This is a genomic window from Pontibacter sp. CAU 1760 (assembly GCF_054482735.1).
The window spans coordinates 58,987-82,495 of sequence record NZ_JBTLRL010000007.1; the positions used below are offsets into that span (position 1 = coordinate 58,987).

18 protein-coding genes are annotated in these 23,509 nt (G+C 52.2%); 8 read left to right on the forward strand and 10 right to left on the reverse strand.

Features of this window, described 5'->3' with window-relative positions:
- Positions 1–165: 165 nt before the first annotated feature.
- The 5 genes from ACXYMU_RS11445 to ACXYMU_RS11465 all read right to left on the reverse strand — a co-directional run bounded on the left by ACXYMU_RS11445 (position 166) and on the right by ACXYMU_RS11465 (position 8,580).
- A complete protein-coding gene (locus ACXYMU_RS11445) occupies positions 166–5,721 on the reverse strand; it encodes an IPT/TIG domain-containing protein (RefSeq protein ID WP_458986527.1) in 5,556 nt (1,851 codons plus the stop codon).
- A 480-nt stretch (positions 5,722–6,201) separates the two neighbouring features.
- Entirely contained in the window at positions 6,202–6,897 is a 696-nt protein-coding gene (locus tag ACXYMU_RS11450) for a metallophosphoesterase family protein (RefSeq protein ID WP_458986528.1), read from the reverse strand.
- A gap of 118 nt (positions 6,898–7,015) precedes the next feature.
- The gene (locus tag ACXYMU_RS11455; RefSeq protein ID WP_458986529.1) at positions 7,016–7,252 is read right to left on the reverse strand and encodes a hypothetical protein; all 237 of its coding nucleotides are present in this window, start codon (positions 7,250–7,252) and stop codon (positions 7,016–7,018) included.
- Between the two features lie 86 nt (positions 7,253–7,338).
- Positions 7,339–7,641 (reverse strand): hypothetical protein, encoded by a 303-nt coding sequence (locus tag ACXYMU_RS11460; RefSeq protein WP_458986530.1) that lies wholly within the window; start codon positions 7,639–7,641, stop codon positions 7,339–7,341.
- An 81-nt stretch (positions 7,642–7,722) separates the two neighbouring features.
- The gene (locus ACXYMU_RS11465) at positions 7,723–8,580 is read right to left on the reverse strand and encodes an SDR family oxidoreductase (protein WP_458986531.1); all 858 of its coding nucleotides are present in this window, start codon (positions 8,578–8,580) and stop codon (positions 7,723–7,725) included.
- Between the two features lie 26 nt (positions 8,581–8,606).
- Between ACXYMU_RS11465 and ACXYMU_RS11470 the strand changes: the two genes are divergently transcribed.
- From ACXYMU_RS11470 to ACXYMU_RS11495, 6 genes are all read left to right on the forward strand, one after another.
- The gene (locus ACXYMU_RS11470; RefSeq protein WP_458986532.1) at positions 8,607–8,951 is read left to right on the forward strand and encodes a 4a-hydroxytetrahydrobiopterin dehydratase; all 345 of its coding nucleotides are present in this window, start codon (positions 8,607–8,609) and stop codon (positions 8,949–8,951) included.
- A gap of 158 nt (positions 8,952–9,109) precedes the next feature.
- Entirely contained in the window at positions 9,110–9,820 is a 711-nt protein-coding gene (rsmI, locus tag ACXYMU_RS11475) for a 16S rRNA (cytidine(1402)-2'-O)-methyltransferase (protein WP_458986533.1), read from the forward strand.
- Positions 9,821–9,823: 3 nt separating this feature from the next.
- Positions 9,824–11,056: an Lnb N-terminal periplasmic domain-containing protein gene (locus ACXYMU_RS11480; protein ID WP_458986534.1), complete on the forward strand. Its 1,233-nt coding sequence runs from the start codon at positions 9,824–9,826 to the stop codon at positions 11,054–11,056.
- A complete protein-coding gene (locus ACXYMU_RS11485; RefSeq protein WP_458986535.1) occupies positions 11,053–11,856 on the forward strand; it encodes an inositol monophosphatase family protein in 804 nt (267 codons plus the stop codon). Before ACXYMU_RS11480 ends, ACXYMU_RS11485 begins: the two co-directional genes overlap by 4 nt.
- Positions 11,857–11,866: 10 nt before the next feature.
- The gene (locus tag ACXYMU_RS11490) at positions 11,867–12,067 is read left to right on the forward strand and encodes a FeoB-associated Cys-rich membrane protein (protein ID WP_458986536.1); all 201 of its coding nucleotides are present in this window, start codon (positions 11,867–11,869) and stop codon (positions 12,065–12,067) included.
- 139 nt (positions 12,068–12,206) lie between these two features.
- Positions 12,207–12,545: a hypothetical protein gene (locus ACXYMU_RS11495; RefSeq protein ID WP_458986537.1), complete on the forward strand. Its 339-nt coding sequence runs from the start codon at positions 12,207–12,209 to the stop codon at positions 12,543–12,545.
- A gap of 78 nt (positions 12,546–12,623) precedes the next feature.
- Here the strand turns inward: ACXYMU_RS11495 and ACXYMU_RS11500 are convergent, their stop codons facing one another.
- From ACXYMU_RS11500 to ACXYMU_RS11520, 5 genes are all read right to left on the reverse strand, one after another.
- The gene (locus ACXYMU_RS11500) at positions 12,624–13,556 is read right to left on the reverse strand and encodes a mechanosensitive ion channel family protein (RefSeq protein WP_458986538.1); all 933 of its coding nucleotides are present in this window, start codon (positions 13,554–13,556) and stop codon (positions 12,624–12,626) included.
- Between the two features lie 39 nt (positions 13,557–13,595).
- Positions 13,596–14,618: an SPASM domain-containing protein gene (locus ACXYMU_RS11505; protein WP_458986539.1), complete on the reverse strand. Its 1,023-nt coding sequence runs from the start codon at positions 14,616–14,618 to the stop codon at positions 13,596–13,598.
- A gap of 115 nt (positions 14,619–14,733) precedes the next feature.
- The gene (locus ACXYMU_RS11510) at positions 14,734–15,921 is read right to left on the reverse strand and encodes a baeRF7 domain-containing protein (protein ID WP_458986540.1); all 1,188 of its coding nucleotides are present in this window, start codon (positions 15,919–15,921) and stop codon (positions 14,734–14,736) included.
- Positions 15,922–16,225: 304 nt separating this feature from the next.
- Entirely contained in the window at positions 16,226–17,605 is a 1,380-nt protein-coding gene (gene radA / locus ACXYMU_RS11515; protein WP_458986541.1) for a DNA repair protein RadA, read from the reverse strand.
- A 224-nt stretch (positions 17,606–17,829) separates the two neighbouring features.
- The gene (locus ACXYMU_RS11520; RefSeq protein WP_458986542.1) at positions 17,830–20,757 is read right to left on the reverse strand and encodes a CHASE domain-containing protein; all 2,928 of its coding nucleotides are present in this window, start codon (positions 20,755–20,757) and stop codon (positions 17,830–17,832) included.
- 311 nt (positions 20,758–21,068) lie between these two features.
- Between ACXYMU_RS11520 and ACXYMU_RS11525 the strand changes: the two genes are divergently transcribed.
- Both ACXYMU_RS11525 and fumC read left to right on the forward strand, forming a co-directional pair.
- Positions 21,069–21,785, forward strand: coding sequence for a hypothetical protein (locus tag ACXYMU_RS11525; protein ID WP_458986543.1), 717 nt, complete (start codon positions 21,069–21,071; stop codon positions 21,783–21,785).
- 209 nt (positions 21,786–21,994) lie between these two features.
- Entirely contained in the window at positions 21,995–23,392 is a 1,398-nt protein-coding gene (gene fumC / locus ACXYMU_RS11530) for a class II fumarate hydratase (RefSeq protein ID WP_458986544.1), read from the forward strand.
- The last annotated feature ends 117 nt before the right edge of the window (positions 23,393–23,509 follow it).

Here is a 23,509-nt window from a genome sequence, read left to right on the forward strand (position 1 = left end):
AAAATAAAGCTTGAGAAGGAATAAACCAATGTTTCAGAAGTTTATATACGGGGCGGCATCAACAGCCAGATTTCCCGGCTGCGATATTTCTTTTAGACGGGCCAAAAAAGCGAAAGCCCGACACCAACTGGTATCGGGCTTTCACCTTGTAAAGCAGGGTATAAACTACTGCTTGATCACCTTCACTTGCAAACGCTGGTTCTGCATTTCCACCGTCAGGATATAGGTGCCTGCTGGCAGGCGCTCGTAAACAGGCAGCTGTATCTCATTTTGCCCTTCGTGCAGCTCCACTGCCTTCTGGAAAAGGCGCTTGCCCACCATGTTGTGTAGCGTCAGCACTGCTTTGCCTCTGTCGTTCGCCGAAACAAACACCTTAGAGTTGTAGTTGAGCGGGTTGGGGGCAACTACAACCTGCTCCATGGCATTGCCCCTCGTTTCTACGGCTACCACCTTGCTATATGTATGGCTGCCGTCCAGGTCTATCTGCTTCAGGCGGTAGTAGCGTATACCACCCTTTCCGTCCAGGGCATGCATAAATTCATACCTGTTCGTTACGGAGCTGTTAGCAGCTTTGCTCTCCACTTGGCCTACTTTAGAAAACCCTGTGTGTCCATTCCCTGATATCTCCACTTCAAAACGGGCGTTGTTCTTCTCTGAGGCTGTCACCCATCGCAGCAATACGCTGTGTTTCTGCAGCGCTGCATTGAAAGAGATCAACTCTACAGGCAGTGTGCTGTTAGTGGAGTTACCTGTTACGAACAGGCTCTTTGTGACAGCATTAGTAGCAGTGTGGCTGATGCTGGTTGAATAGAAGTCTGAGCCTGTCGGTATGAACTTCACAAAAACCGGCACATTGGTCAGGGTCCCGTTCTCCGCCGGAATAGTAAGCGTATTTGCATAGCCACCCACCTCAGTTAACGACACCACAAAGTTCTGCCCGAATCGTGCCGGGGCAGTGATTGTTACAGCACTCTCCAGGTTCGTGGCGCTCAGGGTATAAGGCTGTGCCGCCGATTCTTCTCCGCTGCTGGCGCTAAACTGGTTCAAAGACGATTTGCTGAGCGTGATTTCCGGCTTGATTACTGTGAACGTCTGCTGGCTGGTAGCGGCAGGTCCGGCAAGGGTATAGATTTTCACGTTCCCAGTTGCTGCATTCTTCGGCACCACTACTTCTACAGTGCCATCTGCGTTCTCTGTAAACTGGGAAGTAGAGGCGCCATTGCTGAACTCTATTCTGCCCACATCCACCAGGTTCACTCCGCTGATGGTAAAAGTAGAGCCGATCTTGCCTTCCAATGGCGCCAAGGCCTCTATGATTGGGCTAGTTACTTCAAAAGCAGTAGCGGTTTCTGCCATGTCTCCTGGCGTAGTTAGCTGTAGCACGCCTGTTCTTGCTTGAGATGGCACGACCACTTTCACCTCGGTATTGGATCTCGATGCAATTGCTGCTGAAAGCCTGGCTCCGTCTTTTCCGGCGAAGGTAACCTGACTGGTTTGGCCTAACCCTGTACCTGTGATGGTAATTGTAGCGTTAAACGGCCCGCTTGCAGGCGAGAAACCAGAGATAACCGGTATAATTTTGTAAGAGCTGCTGCTTCCGGTACCGCTCGGCGTAGTCACGTCAATGGCGCCCGTGTTGGCATCTGCCGGAACCTCCACCGTGAATGACTGCAAATTAACGCCATTGTCTGTACCGGCATCTGTCAGAGTGCCGGAGAAGGTTGTAGGCGCGGCTTCGCTGAAGGTGATGGTTTGAAGGTTCTCCAAATACTTACCGGTAATAGTCACGGTTTCGCCGACTTTTCGGCCTTCAGCTGGTGTAATTTGAGTTATTACCGGAGCTAGCAGTGTGAATGTGCCGCTGCTGCTTGTGCCGCTTGGCGTGGTAACTGAGATGGTTCCTGTTTTTGCTCCGGCAGGTACTTCCACTGTGATTGTGTTGTCGTTTACCACCTTAAAGCCTTTCGGATTGTCGGTGCTTTCAGGCAGTACCACAGCTCCATTGAAATTTACCCGGGTAGCTTGGTTAAAGTACTTGCCACTGATCGTTACGGTAGTAAGTGCCACGCGTCCCTGAACCGGATCGATCGTCAGTACCTCCGGCGCCAACACTTTGAAGGAAGCAGCCGTTGAACCTGCGCCGCTGGTAGAGGCTACTATCACCACACCACTTGCCGCTCCTGCTGGCACGTTTACTTTGAAAGATTTCGACTCAGTTCCTGTAGGTGCTACCTGGCCTTCTAGTGAAATATTGATCGGGGACGCTTCACCGTTAAAGATCACAGAGGTGATATCTTTAAAGTACACTCCACTAATTTCCACTTCATCTCCTACACGGCCTTCGTTCAACGCGATAGTAATTGTATCTGGGGCAAGCGTTTTAAAACCCTCTGTGCTTGTTCCCTTGCCGCTCGGCGTTACCACTGATATTGAACCAATGTTTTGATTTAGGCTGGCTCTCGGTACCTGAGCGATAAGCTTGGTCGTACGCTCGTCCACCTCTGGGGTGTTCGGGTCGTCTGTAGCGGCTGTAAACGTCAGGGCTTCTACATTATTGAACTTCACACTAGAGGCTCCGCCGAAGTAGTTTCCTACAATCGTCACCTCGGTGCCAAAGTAACCTTCGTCTATCGTGTTGCTCGGGTCTGACACATAACTATCTGTAATCTCAGGAGACAGCACCTTGAAAGTGGGTGCGCTGGTATCAGTAGTGCCGCTTGCCGTAGCAACTGCCACCATACCCTCGCCGGCATCGGCCGGAGGGAAAGCCGTAATCTGGGTATCGCTGTCCACTACAAAGCTGGCAGCGTCGTCGCCGTTGAACGTGACAACTGTAGCTCCCGTGAAGTAGCGGCCCGTGATCACAACTGCTTCGCCGAAGAAACCCTCTGCCTTATCCAGGCTGGAGATGACGGGTGTCGGAATCACGAAATCATTAGCGCTAGTGGCTGTACCCCCCGCGTTCGTTACGGTTATTTTGCCGGAGGCCGCGCCAACTGGCGCAAAAGCTGTGATCGTCTTTTCGTCAGCCGCAACCGTGAATGGGGCAGTAGCAGCAATGCCATTGAACTTCACAGCGGTTATTTCAGTGAAGTTGCTTCCTGTGATAGTCACTTCAGTACCTACCGCACCAGATGTTGGCGTAAAGCTTGCTATAGATGGCTGTAAAACAACAATCAAATCCTCTGTACTCTCAGCGTTTCCATTTGTGCCAAATACTTTAATCTTACCCGTCGTCGCATCGGCTGGCAAACTTACTACGAGTTGGCCTGATTCATTTGTCGCTGGAGCTACCAGAGCTACCTGTTGGCTTGCACCAAAGGCCACTCCTGTAACTTGGCCTAGCAACTTGCCTGAGATCGCGATCCTGCCTCCCACTACAGCAGTGGCAGGGGAGAAGCCTGTGATCAGCGGTGAGGTTAACACGGTAAATGACGCCGCGCTTTCGGTGCTGCCTGCTGCATTGAAAACGGTTACTTTACCAGTAACAGCCGCTTCAGTCAGTGTAATGTCAATCTGGTTATTATTGATAAGTTCATAACCCACAGCACCGCCGCCGACTGTTACGGAAGTCACACCGGTAAAATTATCTCCCGTGATTGTAAATCGGTCTCCGGCCCGGCCTTCCGTTGTCGTGAAAGCAATGTTCTCCGGCTTTAAGATAATGGTTAAGGCATCTGTGCTGGTAGCAGTGCCCTCAGGGGTCTCTACGCTTACAAGGCCAGTTGTAGCTCCTGATGGAACGTTTACTTCTATGCTCTCCGACCCATCCGCTCCGGGAGTTACCGTTGTACCAATTACACTTACTGGTTGATTATCATGGAAGGTTACCGAGGTAATGCCGGCTAAGTTCTTGCCTGTAACGGTAACAGCACCCGCTCTTATTTGCGCGGTCGGTGAAACACTGAGTACTAATGGCGTTTTGTCTACAGTAAACACGTCTGGTGTGAGCGCACTGGTTGTGGCCTCACCGGCGCTGTTTGCTATGTGCAGTTGGCCAGTTACAGCATTCGTAGGCACTGTTAGCGTCAGTTCGGTGTTACTAACCGTTGAAACGTTCACTAACCTGTCATCATCTGCATCACCGCCAACACCCAGGAAAGTAACTGTGGACTCTCCTGACAGGTTTTCTCCGGTGATCGTTATTTGGTCGCCTGGGCGGGCCGATGGCGTAAAGCTCGTGATGGCAGGCACTTGGTATACCAAAAAGCTTTGGCTACTAACTGCGCTGCCCCCTGGCGTGGTTACCGAAACCGGGCCTGTTACAGCCCCTTCCGGCACGTCTACATCAATACTCTTAGTGCCGTCTCCCTTGTCTGTGAGGGTGGCGTCTGTTACCGATACAGGTAAATTATCTGCAAAAACCACGTTCGTTATACCTTCTAGGTTTGTACCGGTGATGGTAACCTTAGAGCCTTTTATTGTGCCAACAGGCGCTACGCCCGACAGCGGACTGATAGCGGTGATTGTAGGGACAGGGATAAAGGTGAAGACTTCTGTTGTGGTGGCGGTGCCGTTGGCACTGGTCACTTTCAGCTTGCCCGACTTCGCTGTTGCAGGCACTTGTATAGTCAGTTCGGTATCGCTGGTGCCCGGAGCAGGCACTACAACCACAGCATCATCTGAAGCAGTACTTTCATCTCCTAAAAAGGTAACGGCTGTTACGCTGGAGAGCCCCGTGCCTGAGATTGTTAAGTTTGTTAAGGCAGGGGAGGTGCCTGGCGTAAAGGCTGGACTTGCCAACGTTGGCGCATCTACGATGAAGTTGGTTAGGCTGGTAGCGGCACCAGCAGGCGTTGTAACGGTAATAGCGCCGGAAGTGGCCCCTAGAGGCAATATGGCTTTCAGCTGTGTGTCGGATACTGAGTTAGGCACTATAGTACCAGGCAGGTTATTGAAGCTAATGGCGTTGGCTCCCGTAAAATAATGCCCGTCAATTGTTACCTCTACGCCAGCCTTTCCGGTTACGGGGCTAAACTTGGTTGTCAGGACAGGCGCGTAGACTGTAAAATCGGTTGCGCTCTCGCCGGTGCCGTTTGCCGCTTCCACACTGATCTTGCCTTTGGCGGCACCTGCAGGCACTTTGGCTACAATTTCTATATCTGTGTTTGTAACAAACTGAGCAGATACGTTACCAAAAAACACTTTTGTGGCATTGCTTAAGCCGCTGCCCTTAATGGTAACCTGAGTATCAAAGCCTCCTTCATTCGGGGTAAAATCCTCAATCTCCGGGGCTGTCGTTACCTTTACCGCATCCAGCAACAGCTTGGCGTTCTCCTGCGCAGTCATCCTGAACCGAACATGCGTTGTGCCCTCGGCCAGTATGAAGGAATACCTGGTTGCTTCTTCCTTCACTTGTGATGTTATAACACCTACTGGCTCAAAAGTACTTCCGTCAGCAGAGCTCTCGACTGTCAGTTCAGTTGAATAATTGGCTGTAAAAGTAGTTGCCTCCCTGAGCGTAAACTTTAGTTGTGCACTGGCCGGGGAGGGAGCAAAGTTAACTGTAACAGACGACGCTGTGCTTTTGAACTGGGCAGAACCGCCATTTACACTAGGTGCTTGGTCTGCGCCGTCGGCACTCAAGCCCGTTACCGTCACGTTCGCGCCTGCGCCAACAGCCCAGGGGCCTTCGTGTGAAAAATGTGGCGGGGTGGTGCCGCCCTGTGCGAAACTGCTAACGGGTAGCGCTAACAAAAAGGCGCACTGCAGTAACAGCACGAATAAAAGTCGTGTTGAAGGGTGATTGTAAATCTGTACCATAGCCTGATAATCTAAAAATGTAATTATTGTCTGTTCAAGTAGAATTCGTGTGACGGAGAGTATACAAAATAAATCAATTATTTTAACATTATAATATTCAGTTCTTAATATTTAGTGAAAAATTATTATAGTAACTAAATATATGCTGATTTATATATGGTTTTATACAAAATTCTCCTCTTAAAACCCCTCTTAAACACATGGCAGGCACTTTCGAGAACTTTGTGATGCCTTGATCATTTTATGACCTCCCTAAATCCCTAACTATCAAAAAACTATATATAAAATCCTTGGCAAGCGACAATGCTTTGCGCCCTCGCTATAGCACTAAAAAACAAGACAATTACAGAAGCGATGGAGATAGCACCTAATCAATGTGACTGGTTGCTGAATAACCCATCAGATAAGGGCAAAACGATAAGGAAGAGTACAATTTCACTAGCTTTTTCGGGCGACAGGGTAAGGCCGGTCCTGGTTAGGCTGCACAAACAGCTTTTGGGTATCCAAATCCAGTGCGACGAGGTTACCCAAACTAGCGTTCCGGTAGTAAACGCAGCCTGCATCCAAGTTGAGGCAAGGCTTTTTATGTGCAACGGCCTTTTTAATGCTGTGCAGCGCCAGGGGGGTATGGCCATGCAACAGGAGCTTGTTATCCAGTTTCTCCCAGTCTATTTTATACCCCCGCAGATTAAGCATGGCATCCTTGTCTTTGAAGATGTCTGCTTTCGCAAAGTTGAACCCGGCATGCACCAGATAGTAGTCGGGAAGTTCGAGATAGTAGGGCAGGGCCTTCAGGAATTTGCAATAAGCTTTGGGCAACTCCTCAAACCGGTCGATGTCGAAGCTTTGCAGCACCAGTTTCTGCTCTGTGTCGGTAAGCGTCAGCGCTTTGGCCCCCTTCTTAACAGCGTTTAACAGCATTTGGTCGTGGTTGCCGCGAAGGCAGTGCACTTGGTACGCCTGTTGTTGCAGCTCCAGCACAAAGTCTATCACGCCTTTGCTGTCGGGCCCTTTGTTTACCAGGTCGCCCAGTATGTATAGCTCATCTGTTTTCTGGAGTTGCAGTTGCTCCAGCACAAGCGCTTTGAAGGTGCGGGCGCACCCATGAATGTCGGTTAAGGCGTAACGGGCCATGGGGAAGGACAGAATTTCGCAGCCCCAAAGGGCTGGTTATGGGCATAAGGTCACAAAAATAGCACCTGCCGCTGTGGCAGGTGCTATTTCCGGTCATGAAAATTCGAAAAAGTTAATATCAATTATACTTACCGTTGTCGAGCTCAGTCTTATCTGTATTGCGGTTGGGGTTGTTTGTCATGGTGTTTGCCCCTGCCTTATCTGGCCCATCGGTATGCTTTTTCTTTAGCTCTTCATGCTCTGCACGGGTTTGGTTCGGGTCTACCGGTTTTCCACCGGCAGCTTTGTCCTCGCCTTTTCCACTCGGTTTTCCCTTGTTCTCAGAGCTGGGCTGTGTATGCTTGTATGATGTCATGGTATTTCCTCCTATTCATTAAATTATACATCCGGCACAACAGCATCCCCTGCTGCAGCGCCTCTATTTTACTGGTAACACGGCAATCAAGTGCCGCGTCCTTCTTCTTCGGTGCGCATGTTGTCTGGCGGCGGTGTGCCGTCATCGGCAAAGTCGTTCACGCCGGTAGCGGTCGGGCCCTCGGAAGCAGTGTCGCTGCCATAGCCTTCTTTGCCGTCGCGGTTACCAAAGCCACCTCGCTGATGTTCGTTTTTAGGCGGATCAGCACCGGGTATAATATGCCCGGCACGCATCTCCTCCCGGCTTGTATCGTCTTCTATTACCTTGAAGCCCCGTTTGTTAGGGTCCTGGTTTTTTAGTTTGCCTTCGTTTTCTTCGTTTTCAGCCATAATCTTATTTTTATTGGTCTGTCTCACGCTCCCCTATCCAGAAGCTTGTCCTATGTTTTACTCTGTATCGGCCGCTTAGGTTTACGTGGTTACCATCTCACCACCGTTGATATGTACAATTTCGCCGATCGTGAAGGCTGAATCCTCCGACGCCAGGTATACATAGGCTGGCCCCACTTCTGAAGGCTGCCCGGCACGCTTCAGCAACGTTTTTGAGCCGAATTCCTGCACCTTCTCCTTGCTGAACGAAGCCGGTATGAGCGGTGTCCAGATAGGGCCTGGGGCGACGCCGTTCACGCGGATGCCCTTGTCAGCCACCATTTGCGCCAGGGTACGGGTAAAGGTCAGGATAGCGCCTTTGGTAGACGAATAATCCAGCAACAGCTTATTGCCGTGGTATGCCGTTACGGAGGTAGTGTTGATGATGGTGCTGCCTTCCTTCATATGATCGAGGGAGGCTTGCACAAAGTAAAACATCGAGAAGATGTTGGTGGCGAACGTGCGCTGCAGCTGCTCCGCGGAGATGTCCCGGATATCTTCCTTGGCATGCTGCTCACCGGCGTTGTTCACCAGTATATCCAGTTTGCCAAGTTCGTCTACCGTTTTCTGCACCGCCTCGCGGCAAAACTTCTCTTCGCCTACATCGCCAGCCACCAGGATGCACTTCCGGCCTTCTTTCTCTATCATTTTCCGGGTGTCCTCGGCATCCTTGTCCTCGTTTTTGTAGATGATCGCGATGTCGGCGCCCTCGCGGGCAAAATGAACCGCCACCGAGCGGCCAATGCCGCTATCGCCGCCGGTAATCAGGGCTACTTTGTCTTTGAGCTTGTCGCTGCCTTTGTAGTTCTCCCGGATTACTTCGGGCTCCGGGTTCATTTTGTATTCCTTGCCCGGCTGTTCCATTTCCTGCGGCGGAAAAGATTTTGGTTTGTTTTCCATAGTAGTATAGCTTTGGTTCCGTTATTATGATTAAACTATACGCCAGCCCCCGCTGCTTGTTTCTGTGTTTAGGCAGTGATCAAGGCGGAGGCTGGAATCAGCATTACTTAACTGGTTATACTATGTGGCAGGAAGAAGACAACAAACTGAAAAGCAGCCTCACCTTTAAGGACTTTGAGGATGCCATGGCCTTTATGAACGAGGTAGCCGCTGTGGCCGCCGAGATGGACCACCACCCGTGGTGGAGCAACGTGTACAACAAAGTGAACATCGAGCTCACCACCCACGATGCCGGCAACACCGTCACCATCCGTGACCATAAGCTGGCTAAGCGGATCGAGGAAATCTATAAGAAGCGTTACGAGTCCTGAGTTCCGAGTTCCGAATTGAGCTATATAGGGGCTGTTATGCGATTACTTCTGCACAGGTTTATGTTTGCGTATGCTACTGTGCTATATACAACCCTATATAACTCGGAACTCGGACCCCGTAACTCGGAACTCAGAACTCAAACCGCTATCTTTGGCCCATGCAGGAACAAGAGAAAACCAGCCTATACCTGGTACCGACGCCGATTGGCAATTTAGAGGACATCACGCTGCGTGCCATCCGGATACTGAAGGAAGTAGACGTGATTCTGGCCGAAGACACCCGCACCAGCGGCAAGCTGCTGCAGCACCTGGGCATTGACAAGCGCATGTTCAGCCACCACCTGCACAACGAGCACAAGGCCACCACGCACCTCATCGAGCGCTTGAAGGCTGGCGAGGTGATGGCGCTTATCTCCGATGCAGGCACGCCGGGCATATCGGACCCTGGCTTTTACCTGGTACGTGAGTGCCTGAAGCACGGCGTCAAGATAGAGTGCTTGCCCGGCGCAACGGCTTTTGTGCCTGCCCTGGTAAAATCTGGCTTCAGCACCGACCGTTTTACGTTTGAAGGTTTTCTGCCTGTAAAAAAGGGCCGCCAAACCCGCCTGCAGAGTTTAGCAGATGAGGAGCGCACCATGATTTTTTATGAGTCGCCGCACCGCATCCCTAAAACATTAACACAGTTCAAAGAGTATTTCGGAGGCGAGCGCCAGGCATCTGTTTCACGTGAAATCACGAAGATGTTTGAGGAGACCCTAAACGGCACCCTCGACGAACTGATTGAGATCTTTACCACCAAGGCCATTAAAGGCGAGTTCGTGGTGGTAGTGGCAGGCGCCGGCAAAGCCGCAAAACCCGACAAAGACTAACGTATGAAAAACCTTATCACCCGCTTTGGGCTGGTGCTGGCCCTTTGTTTCTTCTCGCTGCAGGGCTGGGCGCAGATCGAGACGTACCGGCTGTCGCCAGAGGCAAAGATCAGCCTGATCACCTGCTCAAGCGGCAGCGACCTATACGCCATCTTCGGGCACAGCGCCGTGCGCGTGAACGATCCCGCCACCGGTATGGACATCGTGTTCAACTACGGCACCTTCGATTTTGATGAGCCCAACTTTTACCTGAAGTTCATCCGCGGCAAGCTGAAGTACAAGCTCTCCATCTCCGACTTCGACCGCTTTAAGTACAGTTATACCATGGATAACCGCTCGGTGTACGAGCAGGAGATGAACTTTACTGAAGCGCAGAAGCAGCAGTACTGGGGCTTTCTGACGAACAATTACCTGCCCGCTAATCGCTTTTACCTCTACGATTTCTTTTTCGACAACTGCGCTACCCGTATCCGCGATGGGGTAGAGGCAAGCTTCCCAGACCAGATCCGGTTCAACATCAGCGATTTCGATAAGGACATGAGTTTCCGGAACCTGATTGATTTATACCTGATACCGCAGCCCTGGTCTGACTTTGGGATTGACTTTGCCCTCGGTGCACGCATTGACCAGGAGGCCGCTCCATACGAGTACATGTTCCTGCCGGATTACCTTTCCCAAGGCTTTGAGCAGGCCACTATCTCACAAGATGGCCAGACAAAGCCGCTGGTAGGCCCCGTGCAGGTGTTGTTTGAGCGCGAGCCGATCCCGTTTACGGCGGGGCTTTTCACACCTGCCCTCATTTGGTGGGTTTTCTTTGTAGCGGTACTTGCCCTTACCGTAATAGATTGGAAGAAGCATCGCCGCAGCAGCGTGTTTGACATGGTTTTCTTTTTCATCGTGGGGCTGATGGGTGTGGTGCTTTTACTGCTGTGGTTCGCCACAGATCACCAGGCAACAGCCTATAACTTTAACCTGCTCTGGGCATTGCCTACGCATGCGGTTGCGGCTTTTTTCCTCGGCCGCCGCGTCTTGCCTGAATGGGTAGGCAAATACCTGCTGGCTACCGTGGCAATTGCGGCAGTGCTACTCGTATTTTGGCCGTGGTGGCCTCAAATGCTGCACACAGCTTTTATACCTGTCGCGTTGGCTTTAGCGCTTCGGGCTGCCTATGCGGCCTGGCTATCCAAAAAATCCGTGCCTGCGCACATCACACCACAAGTAGAACAAACCACATGAACCTGAAACAACTTTCACACGACCTCAACAGCATTGCCCGCCAGGTAGGCACTTTTATACGGCAGGAAGGCGATACCTTCGACCGCTCCAGAATAGAGATGAAGGGCTTCAACGACCTTGTTTCGTATGTGGACAAGCAAGCGGAGCAGCAACTGGTAGCGGCGCTCCGGCAACTGCTGCCTGAGGCAGGCTTTATCACCGAGGAAGGCACCGCAACCACCAAAGGCGAGCGTTATAACTGGATTATCGATCCACTGGATGGCACCACCAACTTCACCCACAGCCTCCCTATTTATTGCGTGAGCGTAGGGCTGCTGGATGGAGACGAGGTAGTGGCGGGCGTCGTGCACGACCCAAGCCGCGACGAGTGCTTCTCGGCCTACAAAGGCGGTGGCGCCTATTGCAACGACAAACCGATGCATGTATCGGATGCGCCTGCACTGAAGGATGGCTTGATTGCCACGGGCTTCCCGTACTACGACTTTGGCCTGACGCAGCAGTACCTGCAGGTACTGGGCGCGTTTATGCAGACGTCGCATGGTATACGTCGCCTGGGTTCTGCCGCGCTAGACCTAGCCTACGTGGCTGCTGGGCGTGTAGAAGGCTTTTTCGAGTATAACCTGAATGCCTGGGACGTGGCAGGCGGCAGCATCCTGGTGCAGGAGGCCGGGGGCAAACTCAGCAAGTTCTTAGGAGACAGCGACTATGTGTTCGGGCGCGAAATTGTGGCCAGCAACGGCAACATCCACGCCGAGATGCAGGAAACCATCCGAGCGCACTGGAAACAGGGGTTATTATAAACTTTTTCCAGTGCCCGTTAGTTATAAAACCGACATGCAGGAACTGATCATACTCCTTATTTTTTTAGCGGCTGCCTTTTACATGGCCCGCATGGTATACCGTAGCTTTGCAGCCAAAAGCGGCTGCGCCAAAGGGTGCGGCAGCTGCGGCACCATCGACTTCAAGAAGATTCAGCAAGACCTGGACCGCAAGAAAGCCGCTGCGCACTAAGCTGTTCTTTGCTGTAGCCTCCCTCGATACCTCAACCAATCATCCAGCCAGGGCAATTAATCAGGGCTTCTTTTGTATCTAAAACTTCTTTTTGCGTATAGTTCTATACCTAGACCTAGAACCTTATAAAGTATATGCTATGCAAGATAAAGTTGAAGAAAGATCTTTAGTGAATGTGCTGAACCGCCTCCAGAAGGATGGTTTCAAGCAGGACTTCAAAGTATCGGAAGAAGGGAAACTGTGCTCGATGGATGAAAAGGAGAGCTTCGGACCAGACCAGGTGCGCATTGTGGACCATTACCGTTTTGAGGGCGAAAGTGACCCGGATGACATGTCGATCCTGTATGCGGTGGAAACTACGACTGGCTTGAGAGGCACTATCTCCAACTCCTATGGCCCCTATGCCGATGCAAATACAGACATTTTCCTGAAGCAGGTGGAGGACCTTGGCAAGAACCTTGACAAAAAGGACATGTAAGCGCTGAAAGCAGCGCTTAACCAGAACGGCCCGCTATACATGGTATAGCGGGCCGTTCTTTTATACATCCTTATTGGTTTACTTGCCGTTATTTCCCAGTTGCTGTCCTTCTTTTACAGATGCATTGAGCTCCTGCAGTTGCTCGTTCAGCTTTTCGCCACCTTTTATACCAAAATCCAGTGTGCGGATCGGGAACGGAATCAGGATATCGTTTGCGTCGAAGGCCTTTTTGATGCGGATAATCGCATCGCTCTTTGCCCCTACGTAGTCTACCTGCCGGCTGTAGCTTACCCAAAAGCGGGCTTTGAAGTTAATCGAGCTGTCCCCAAACGAATCATACATCACCTCGACGCCTTTCGTTTTCACGCGGTTTTTCACGTCTTCTAAGGCTTCGATTACCACCTGCTGTACGTGCTCCAGGTCTTCGGCGTAAGATATGCCTACCTCCAGGTCGATGCGGCGGGTGCCGTATACCGAGAAGTTTGTCAGGGGGTTCTCAAACACCATCTTGTTGGGCAGCTTTACCAGTTCCCCGGTTACCTGCCGGATGTCGATGGTGCGCAGCGAGATGCGCTCAATCGTTCCGAAATAGTCGTTTGTTTCGATGTTGTCGCCCACACCAAACGGTTTCTGCACCGCGATGATGACGCCAGAGATGAAGTTGGCCGCAATATCCTGAAAAGCGAAACCTAAGGCCAAACCGATGATACCGACACCGGCCAGCAGCGAGATCACCACTCTATCCAGGTTCAGCACGTTTAGCACAAAGAAGAAGCCCACCATCAGCATACCGATGTAGAGCAGCGTTAGCACCAGGTTATTGAGGGCCGCGCTGTGCGAGAACCTGTTGATGAACTTTTCGAGCCAGCCCCTAACAACACCGGCAACATAAAAGGTGAGGATGAGCAGAATGAGCGCTACCACCAGGTTGGGCAGCATCAGCACCGCTTGGTCGCTCCAGGCCTCCAGCTTACCCCAAAGCAGCTCTACCGTTTCGTTGATGTCTTTCATATAGTTATCCAAGTTGATTGTGTTTATAGGTTAATCGATCTATGCCCATACCTTGGTGCCTTCCGTACAGTTGCGGCACATTTCTATATCTGCCCGGGATCCCAGCAGGGTCTGCCTGAACCGGTTGTACCGGGTTCCGCGCCATACCGCCTTGAAATCATTTTCCTTCAGGTCGCCCATCCGGTACGATGCGTCCTTGTCAAAGCAACAGGGCACTGTCAGCCCGTCCCAGGTGATGACGCACGAATGCCACATCTTCCAGCAATGGTTCAGCAGTTTGTTTTTGATGCTATAGCTGCCGTCGCCGTTGTCGCTATACCTGGAGTAATAGTCGAGGGTTGGTATAAGCGGAGAACCCTGCTGGTAATCGTAGATCTGGGCGGTCTTAAACACGACTTCATCCACACCCAGTTCTTTTGCCAGTTCCTTCACCTCTTCCAGCTGGTGTTCATTTGGCCGCACTACCAAGAACTGAAACATGATATGCGGTGTTTTCGATTTCAGTGCTTTTTTCCATTTCACCACGTTCCGAGTCCCTTCTAGCACTTTCTCGAGCTTTCCTCCCACGCGGTAGGCCGCGTACGTTTCCTGCGTGGTCCCGTCAATGGATACGATCAGGCGGTCGAGGCCAGAGGCCACTGTTTCGCGGGCAGTCTCATCATCCAGGAAATGGGCGTTGGTGGAAGTGGCGGTATAAATTCCCCTGTCGGAAGCGTATTTCACCAGTGCCAGCAAGCTCTTGTGCAGGTATGGCTCACCCTGAAAATAAAAGATAAGGTAGAGCAGGCGTTGGTGCAACTGGTCGATGGTTTGCTTAAAAAGCGCGTCCTCCAGCATGCCCGTGGGCCTGGTAAACGACCGCAACCCGCTCGGGCACTCCGGGCAGCGCAGGTTACACGAGGTGGTAGGCTCCAGCGAGATGCTGAGCGGATAACCCCAGTGTCTGGCCCTGCCTGTCAGCTTCGAGAGCGCATAGCTGCCCACCACCTGCAAGGCATTAAAGGCCCGCAGCGGCGTTAGTTTAGAGGCAAAGTTCAAACCATCGGTCAGGTGTAGCTTCATGCAGTAGGCTGTGGCAATAAAAAGAGATCAGCTTTAATAATACTAAAGAGGGCAGCCGTATGGGCTGCCCTCTAAGTTAAGGTTTATGGCGCATAAGGCCAAAGGCTGTTTATGCCTAGTAACGGAACAGGGCTTTTACATTTGCCTGCTTGTCTGCTGATTCTGCCAGACCATTGTAGCTGTTTACGTATACCTTTCCGCCCTGCGCAATGGTCTTGATCGCTGCTAGGTTCACCAGGTCGTCGTCGCCGCGCTGGTACTCGCTGTGTATCTCGGCAGTGGCGCTTGTCGGGTCATACGTACCCCATACCGGCGTGCTTGGCGAGATGAAAAGCGTGTCCACGCGGCCATGCACGGCCTCAGCGGCAACAGTAGCAATGTCCTCCGAGGTAGAGCCTGTCCCGGCCACGTTCTGGTAGCGCGTCAGGGAGTCGTTATGGCCTTGCTGCATCATGGGCTTCACCACATGCAGGGCCTTCTCCAGAATTGCCTGCGGGTTTGTCAAGTCAGAGTTTTCGTTGATGTTGATGTTTTGCGGCACAATGTGCTTGTACTTGCTGATGTTGCGGTAGATGCCACAGTAGTGGTCTACGCCAGCCAGCACGAGTGGCTCTGTCGCATCGTGCAGGATCTTTTGCAAGCTGTTGTCTATGTCCAGCATAAACTCGCGTACGCGCTCATGCTCTTCATCGCCTTTGGTAGAGCCGGGCCCGTGCACAATATTGCTACCGTTTGTGGTAGTAGTGGAGTTAGTAAAGTCCTGGTCGTTGCCGATCACATCAAAGCGCAGCGACTCATTCAGGCTTTCGGGCGCAAAAGAGCTGATGTTGATTGGCCTGATCTTTTCGATTGTCGCCTCATAGAAGCTTACCTTGTCGCGGTTCAGGCTTAAAATAAAGAAGCGGCCGTTCTGGCTCAGAATGGGGAGTATAGGAGTGAAGTAAAATCTATCGAGCGCATACACGTCCTCCGGAACGGAGATAGGCAAGGTGTAGTGCGTGGCAAAACCCTTGGTAATAAACACCGCGAGGCCTTCGCTTTGGTGGCGCCAGAAGTTATTATCGTGCAGCAACTCCTCGGCTGGTTTCAGGTACTGCGCCACTTCCGCTTCCGGCACATCATGGCGCTCCAGAAGGTCTTTGGCTTTCCGAACCAGGTTTTTGAAGGCAATGCTGTCCTGTCCGTTCAGCGTTTCTTTGCCCGCGTGGTGGGTTGGCAAGAAGAAAGACAAGCACAAGGCACCGTTGGTGTTACTTTGTACATTTATCAGCTTCTCAATGTCACTTTTATTAATTAATGCCATATAAGTTGGATTTAAAGTAGCATAATGATTTAGAAATTGGTTGTTTCAATGCGAAACAGTGTAGGATTAAAGTACGCAGCAAAACAAACAACGGTTATTGATGTGCCATAGCAAAAACCATATTGCCGCTGGCGTTCAGCTACTAACATGTGCCAGAAGGTATACCAGCGCTTGATGGCTACGCAGCTGTAACAGAAATACCCTGCCCCCGGCGCGTTCGCTATAGCTAGCAAAACTGCACCAGAAGCAGGGTATAAATTTCTAAGAGCGGGTATAAGCTGGTCGCCGAGAAGGCTACCGCAGCTTACCCGAACAGGTTGGCAAAAACTTCCTCTAATCGCCCAAAGGCATGTATGTTGATGGAAAATTTACTGAAGTCCAGGCCCTTTTTGTTGTATTTGGAGATATAGATATCCGTAAAGCCCAACTTATCGGCCTCCGTGATGCGGTTTTCCACGCGGTTAACTGCCCGCACCTCACCTCCCAGGCCCACCTCCGCCGCAAATGCTGCCGTGTTCGGTATGGCCATATCCTCAAACGAGGAGAGGATAGAGGCACACACCGCCAGATCCAGGGCCGGATCCTCTACTTTCAGGCCTCCGGCAATGTTCAGGAACACGTCCTGCGCCCCTAAACGGTAACCGCCGCGTTTCTCCAGCACCGCCAATAGCATGTTCAGGCGCTTGGCATCGAAGCCAGTACTGGTGCGTTGCGGCGTTCCGTAGGTGGCAGGCGTCACCAGGCTCTGCACTTCTATCAGCAAGGGGCGGTTGCCCTCCAGGGTAGCCCCGATGGCAATGCCGCTGAAAGCGTCCTCGCGCTGCGAGATCAGGATTTCCGAAGGGTTGCTTACCTCGCGTAAACCAGAACCCAGCATCTCATAGATACCCAACTCGGAAGTGGAGCCGAAACGGTTTTTGGTGGTGCGCAGGATGCGGTAGGTCATGTGGCGGTCACCCTCAAACTGCAGCACAGTGTCTACCATGTGCTCCAAAATTTTTGGCCCTGCCAGGTTACCTTCTTTGGTGATATGGCCGATCAGGAACACCGGCGTGCCGCTCTCTTTGGCAAACTTCAGCAACTCCGCCGTGCACTCCCGCACCTGGCTCACGCTGCCTGCCCCAGCCTCGATGAAGGAAGAATGCAGCGTTTGGATGGAATCGATGATGAGCACCTGCGGACGGACCAACTCTATCTGCTTGAAGATATTCTGGGTACCGGTTTCGGTCAGGATAAAGCAGTCAGAGGTTTGGGCAGCCAGGCGCTCGGCGCGCATTTTTATCTGCTGCTCGCTTTCCTCGCCACTCACATACAGCACCTTCAGGCCGCTCAGGCTTAAGGCAATCTGCAGCATCAGCGTACTCTTGCCTATACCCGGCTCCCCGCCAATCAGCACCATCGAGCCCGGTACAATGCCGCCGCCCAACACCCGGTTCAGTTCCTGGTCCTGGGTTACAACGCGCTGCTGCTCCTGGTAATGGATGTCAGCAATCGGCTTTGGTTTGTTGGCGACCTGCGCACTGCTGCTGCCCACCTTCCAGGCGGTGGTCGGGGTTACCTCTTCGCGCTGCACCACCTCTTCCACGTAGGTGTTCCACTCGCCGCAGGCAGGGCATTTCCCGATCCATTTGGCAGACTGCGCACCGCAGTTCTGGCAGAAGTAGGACGTTTTTATCTTAGCCATTCAAATTGTAAGTCTAGGTTTGTTGATGGTATACTGGATGGATTCATCCAGCTAATCAGAACAAGAACAAGGTGTTTATAATTGCCCTTGCGGCTGATTTATACCTGCTTTTTAGATGTTTCTTTGCTGTTCAGGTATAAACCAATGGTATGCCCATTAAGCTTTTTTTCGGCGCTGGGTGAGGCCATCTTATAAAGTAAAAAGGGGAAAACGGTTTATACCCCTTAAGCTTCCTGCGCAATGGCTGCCTGCTTGAAATATACCTTAAAGGTCGTGCCTTGTCCGAGTTCGCTCTCTACCTCAATCCTGCCTCCATTGTTCTCAATAATACGCTTGACAATATAAAGGCCGATGCCAGTACCCTCTACGTGGCTGTGCAGGCGCTTGAACATGGTAAACAGCTTGTGCTGCTGCTCTTTCTTGATGCCGAGGCCATTGTCCTGCACCTCCAGCACCACATATTCGTCCTCGCGGTAAGTAGCAATACGCACCTCCGGGGCCCGCTCCGGCGATTTATACTTGATGGCATTGGAAACCAGGTTGTAGATGATACTGCGCAGGTTTTTGCGGGCATATAAAATATCCCTTACCTCCAAGGACACCTGTATTTTAGCCCCAGACGCCACAATCAGGCTCTTGATGTCGTGGGTGATGGACTCCAGCATGTTGGCAATGGAAAGCGGCTCTACCTCCGATTGTAACTCCTTCTGCACCTTCGTGATTTCTGCCAGGTCAGAGATGGTGCCTTTCAGCTTGTTAACGGCCTCCTGCACCATGTCCAGCACCTGCGCATCCGACTCGCTCAGCTTGTCCTGCAGCACATCCCGCAGCAAGGTGGCCAGGCCCTCCATGTTGGCGACAGGAGACTTCAGGTCGTGGGAGGCGGTATACACAAAGCTGTCCAGGTCGTTGTTGATACGCAGGAGCTCTTTGTTCTTCTCGCTCATCTCCACGTTAGCCGTCAGCAGTTCTTTTCGGGCGCGCACCAGTTCGGTTACTTCCACGGCAAACAGCAGCACCGCTTCCACCTTACCGTCACTGTCTAGCAGCGGCTGGTATACCAGGTTAAAGTAGCCGTGTGTCAGTTGCCCGTTCTTGCCGGTGCCAAAGGCGGCCTGCATCTCATTCCCGACAAAGGGCTTGCCGGTCTTCAGCACTCGTTCCAGCTGCCTGAACAAGCCAATGCCTTCTTCGCGTGGGTGCACCTCGTAAACGGTTTTGCCCACCAATGGCCGGTTACCATACAGTTGGCGGTACGGGGGGTTTGCTAACACATATTGCATGTCAGAAGCCCGCACCAAGCCCACTACCGCAGGTACCTCCAGGAACAGCTTCTGCAGCAGCTCCGCATTCTGCTTTACCTTCCGCTCTGCTTCCTTTATCTCGGTAATGTCGATGATAGAGCCGATATGGCCCAGGAACTCGCCGTTCACGCCAAACCGCGGCATAGCCGTGTTAATAACCCAACGCAGCTCCCCGTCGCGGCGCCGCATGCGCATCTCCAGCTTAAAGGCCTTTGACTCCGCTGCGGCATTTTGGAATACTTTTCCGTATTCCGCCATCTGCTCTTCTGACACCACACTGCGCCACCCTATGTTGATGCTTTCCTTGAAAGTAAGCCCTGTAAAGTCGATCCACTGCTTGTTCACATACACACACGCGCCCGTGGTATCGCCCACCCAAATCATCACCGGGGCGTTGTCGGCCATGGTCCTGAAGCGGGCCTCGCTCTCAATGATTGCCTGCTGCGAGCGTTTCTCGTCGGTGATGTCCCGCACCTCAATGATGGCAAATGTGTCGGAAATACCGTCTTCGATGGGCTGCACCGAGCACGACACATGGAAGAACGTGCCATCTTTGCGGATAAAGACGTCCTCGAAGGCCCGGAGCGTCTCTTTGGCACTCAAGGCTATACGGATCTTGCAATCCTGCACCAGGAAAGGCGAGCCATCGGGATGCTTGTGATGCACCATGTCGTGCAGCGACTTTTCTTGTATCTCCTCCAGACTATACCCTGTCATCTCTTCGGCGGCAGGGTTCATAAAAGTACAGTAACCGTTCTTGTCGAGGATAAAAAGGGCAGCCGTGGCGTTGTCGGTAATGGTTTGCTTGAGGCGGTTAGAGCGGCGGTTGTTGGACAGCGACCAGATGATGAACCCCATCAGTAAACTGATGATACCGCCCCCCATCAGGATGAAATAAGGCAAATCAGAGTTGGCGTTTCGGCCAAAGTCCTCGTCTGCCGAGATGTACAGCCGCCAGGTATGGTTCGCAAAAGTGATATTCTTTAGCCTGTTGAATTTTCGCCCGGTTCCCGCGTGGTAATGGCTAATGGAATCGGTGCGGTAGAGGAGAGACGATTCCTCCAGGCTATTGCCATCGTATACCTCAATGTCTATGTCCTTGTAGTTTTGCCGCAGGATGGCCGTAATCAGGTCTTCTGCACGAAACGGGCTGTATACAAAGCCCCTGATGAACTGCTGCCGGTCTTTTATCGACTCAGGGCTGACGTTGTTTTTGTAAAGCGGCAGGTAAATCAGAAAGCCCGCTTGCTCATCCTCGCCGTTTTCCTGTACTAGCCGCACCTTGCCCGACATGGTGGGCATCTTCGTGTCGCGGGCAATGCGCATGGCCGACCGGCGCGTGGCCTCACTGAACATATCAAACCCGAAAGCACGCAGGTTCCTGTCCGAAAATGGCTCTAGATAGATGATGGGGGTATAAGCATCGCGTTTCCCCACCGGGTTAACCTGATACTGTTCATACCCCTCGGCACGCACTTTCTGCTCGTGCGTGCGCAGGTCGGCGGGTTTCACGTACTGGGCATATCCCATACCCTGGATGCCGGGGTAGTTTTTCTCAATAGACAAGGCGTCATAGTACTTGTGCCAGTCTTTCCGCCCCACGGAGTCTGATGCCATAAAGAAGGCCTTGGCTCCGATCAGCACCTGAATGTAATTGTTCATGCGCCGCTCAATGGCTGCCGTGGCCTGATTGGAGCGTATAGTGAATGCTCTACTGCTCTGTTCCTCAGCCTTTTTCTTCGTTTCAGAATAAATGAACAAGGTGAGCAGAAAGATCAGCAGAAAAGAAAAAACGGCAATATAATAGTCTCTTATAAAGCGTGCCAGCCTGGCTACTCTCATTTGCATTGGAATTACGGTAAGGCCCTTCGCAGAACTATTGAAAGCAGTATGTGCTTGTGCTTATGTTCCGGCAGGCAATTTGGTCTTGATAATCAAATTTATAAAAAAAAATGATGACTTAACTCTCCTTCGGCAACTCGCAGAAAATTGCACCGAAAATAGCGTAGCGCCGGAGGCAGCTTGTGTAACCTGCACAACAAATTCAGACTCCTGCGCCTTAGCAGCAGCTGGCAACCGCTGTATACCAACGGTTCCTTGGGTTTGTTAGCCGGAAATTGAGGATACCGTATTAACTTTGGAGCATCAACACAGAGATTATGCTGGAAATTATCAGAAGCCTTTTGATTGCCTTTTTTGCCGTAGCTGTGCTGCTGCCTGTTGTCCGGTACGCACTCCGCAGGCTATCGCCGACAGCTTCCGTTACCGCCTTGTCGGCCAGCGAGGTAAAGTACATGCAGAAAAAGGAGCTAAGGCTGACCGTGGTGTACTTTATCTTTGCCTGCATCCTGTCGGTTTTCAGTGCCGGTATCTTGGCGCTTCTGTCTAGTATCGTGCATAGCTCTACTGTGCACTTGCACGTGCTCACGCCTAACTTCAGGGCCTTTTTTGCACCGGGCTTACTGCTAGGCCTTACGCTAGCGGTTATTCCGCTGCGGCTAGTCCAGAGCACTTTCCTTAACCAAGACTACGACCTGTATAAATCCTATACCCAGCAGGTAGAAGGCCCTCGCTCGAACAGGGTATACAACCTGCTGCTGGTCGTGATGCTAGTGATTTCGGGGGCTGTGATCTGGTATGCGCTGCGCTGGCATGTGGTGATAAGCGAAGACGAGATAGAGGTGACAAACCTGCTATTGGAGCAGCGTGCTTACCCGCTGGATGAGATAGAAAGCATCCATTATCTGGGAGCCGAGGGCGAATACCTGATCTCATTTAACGACCAGTCCAACATCAATACCACTTACCTAAAGCCTGTGACACTGGAGATGATCGCCCTGCTTTCTGCCAAGTCCGGTAAGCGGGTGGTCCGGTAGAAGACACAGGCCAGGGACAAGCCGATTTGCGATACGCACGTATGCAGAAAGGCCTTCCCGGCCCGTTGGCATGAAGCGCATGAATACCCGCTGCAGCTGGCAGAGGGCCTGCAAAACGAAAACTCTTGCCGCCCAGGCCTTGATACTTGTGCCGCATTCCTTAGTTTTGCTATAAACAGATATTCCATTAATCTAACAGATAAGACTATATGAAATTCCGTGTAGAAAAAGACACCATGGGCCCGATAGAGGTGCCTGCAGAAAAATACTGGGGCGCACAGACGCAGCGTTCCAAAGAAAACTTCACTATCGGTGGGCAGCACATGCCGAAAGAGGTAATCGAGGCGTTTGCCATCCTGAAGAAATCGGCGGCGCAGGCCAATGCCGAGCTGGGCGTTTTGGCGCAGGACAAGGCCGATATCATCAGTGAGGTATGCGACGAGATTCTGGCTGGCAAACTGGAGGGCGAGTTCCCGCTGGTTGTATGGCAGACGGGCTCGGGCACGCAGTCGAACATGAACGTGAACGAAGTGGTGGCCAACCGCGCGCACGTGCTGCTGGGCGGCGATCTGATGGACGAGAAGAAGAAGATCCACCCGAACGACGACGTGAACAAGTCGCAGTCCTCGAACGACACCTTCCCGACGGCCATGCACATTGCCGCTTACAAGAAGGTGGTGGAGCACACGCTGCCCATGGTGAAAAAACTGCACGACACGCTAAAAGCGAAGTCGGAGGAGTTTATGGATGTGGTGAAGATTGGCCGCACGCACCTGATGGACGCCACGCCGCTGACGCTGGGCCAGGAGCTTTCGGGCTACGTGAAGCAGCTGGAGTACGGTATGAAGGCCCTGAACAACACGCTGGACCACCTGAAGGACTTGGCACTGGGCGGCTCTGCCGTAGGCACCGGCCTGAACACGCCGGAAGGGTATGCTGAGCTGGTAGCTCAGAAAATATCTACGTATGCCGGCCACCAGTTCCGCACGGCCCCAAACAAGTTTGAGGCCTTGGCCGCGCACGATGCGATGGTAGAAACCTCTGGCGCCCTGAAGCAACTGGCGGTTAGCCTGATGAAGATCGCCAACGACATCCGCCTGCTGGCCTCTGGCCCACGCTCTGGTATCGCGGAGATCCTGATCCCGGAAAACGAGCCGGGCTCTTCTATCATGCCGGGCAAAGTAAACCCAACGCAGGCTGAGGCCATGACGATGGTATGCGCCCAGGTGATCGGGAACGACGTGGCCATTTCGGTAGGGGGTATGAACGGCCACTTCGAGCTGAACGTGTTTAAGCCGGTGATGATCTACAACCTGCTGATGAGCGCCCAGTTGATCGGCGACGCCTGCGACTCGTTCGACAAGCACTGCGCTGTAGGAATCGAGCCAAACACCGCCCGCATCAAGGAGAACCTGGAGAACTCGCTGATGCTGGTAACGGCCCTGAACCCGCACATCGGCTACGACAATGCCGCCAAAATCGCGAAGAAAGCCCACAAGGAAGGCACCACGCTCCGCCAGGCAGCTATCGCGCTGGAACTGCTCACCAACGAGCAGTACGATGAGTGGGTGAAGCCAGAGGACATGATCGGCAGCTTGAAGAAGTAAGATTTTAGAATATCATTATAATCATGGAAAAGCAGCTCCATTTGGGGCTGCTTTTTTGTTAATCAGATTATTATTCAATTACTTAATTCTAAACCAATTAGTATTATTTCATACAGC

Excerpts from the sequence above, each read along its gene's own strand:
- ACXYMU_RS11485 (WP_458986535.1), top strand. The coding sequence starts at position 11,053 with ATGAACCTGAAACAACTTTCACACGACCTCAACAGCATTGCCCGCCAG.
- ACXYMU_RS11495 (WP_458986537.1), top strand. The coding sequence starts at position 12,207 with ATGCAAGATAAAGTTGAAGAAAGATCTTTAGTGAATGTGCTGAACCGC.
- ACXYMU_RS11450 (WP_458986528.1), bottom strand. The coding sequence starts at position 6,897 with ATGGCCCGTTACGCCTTAACCGACATTCATGGGTGCGCCCGCACCTTC.
- ACXYMU_RS11505 (WP_458986539.1), bottom strand. The coding sequence starts at position 14,618 with ATGAAGCTACACCTGACCGATGGTTTGAACTTTGCCTCTAAACTAACG.
- rsmI (WP_458986533.1), top strand. The coding sequence starts at position 9,110 with ATGCAGGAACAAGAGAAAACCAGCCTATACCTGGTACCGACGCCGATT.
- ACXYMU_RS11520 (WP_458986542.1), bottom strand. The coding sequence starts at position 20,757 with ATGCAAATGAGAGTAGCCAGGCTGGCACGCTTTATAAGAGACTATTAT.
- ACXYMU_RS11465 (WP_458986531.1), bottom strand. The coding sequence starts at position 8,580 with ATGGAAAACAAACCAAAATCTTTTCCGCCGCAGGAAATGGAACAGCCG.
- radA (WP_458986541.1), bottom strand. The coding sequence starts at position 17,605 with ATGGCTAAGATAAAAACGTCCTACTTCTGCCAGAACTGCGGTGCGCAG.
- ACXYMU_RS11510 (WP_458986540.1), bottom strand. The coding sequence starts at position 15,921 with ATGGCATTAATTAATAAAAGTGACATTGAGAAGCTGATAAATGTACAA.
- ACXYMU_RS11525 (WP_458986543.1), top strand. The coding sequence starts at position 21,069 with ATGCTGGAAATTATCAGAAGCCTTTTGATTGCCTTTTTTGCCGTAGCT.
- ACXYMU_RS11480 (WP_458986534.1), top strand. The coding sequence starts at position 9,824 with ATGAAAAACCTTATCACCCGCTTTGGGCTGGTGCTGGCCCTTTGTTTC.
- ACXYMU_RS11455 (WP_458986529.1), bottom strand. The coding sequence starts at position 7,252 with ATGACATCATACAAGCATACACAGCCCAGCTCTGAGAACAAGGGAAAA.
- fumC (WP_458986544.1), top strand. The coding sequence starts at position 21,995 with ATGAAATTCCGTGTAGAAAAAGACACCATGGGCCCGATAGAGGTGCCT.
- ACXYMU_RS11470 (WP_458986532.1), top strand. The coding sequence starts at position 8,607 with ATGATTAAACTATACGCCAGCCCCCGCTGCTTGTTTCTGTGTTTAGGC.
- ACXYMU_RS11460 (WP_458986530.1), bottom strand. The coding sequence starts at position 7,641 with ATGGCTGAAAACGAAGAAAACGAAGGCAAACTAAAAAACCAGGACCCT.
- ACXYMU_RS11500 (WP_458986538.1), bottom strand. The coding sequence starts at position 13,556 with ATGAAAGACATCAACGAAACGGTAGAGCTGCTTTGGGGTAAGCTGGAG.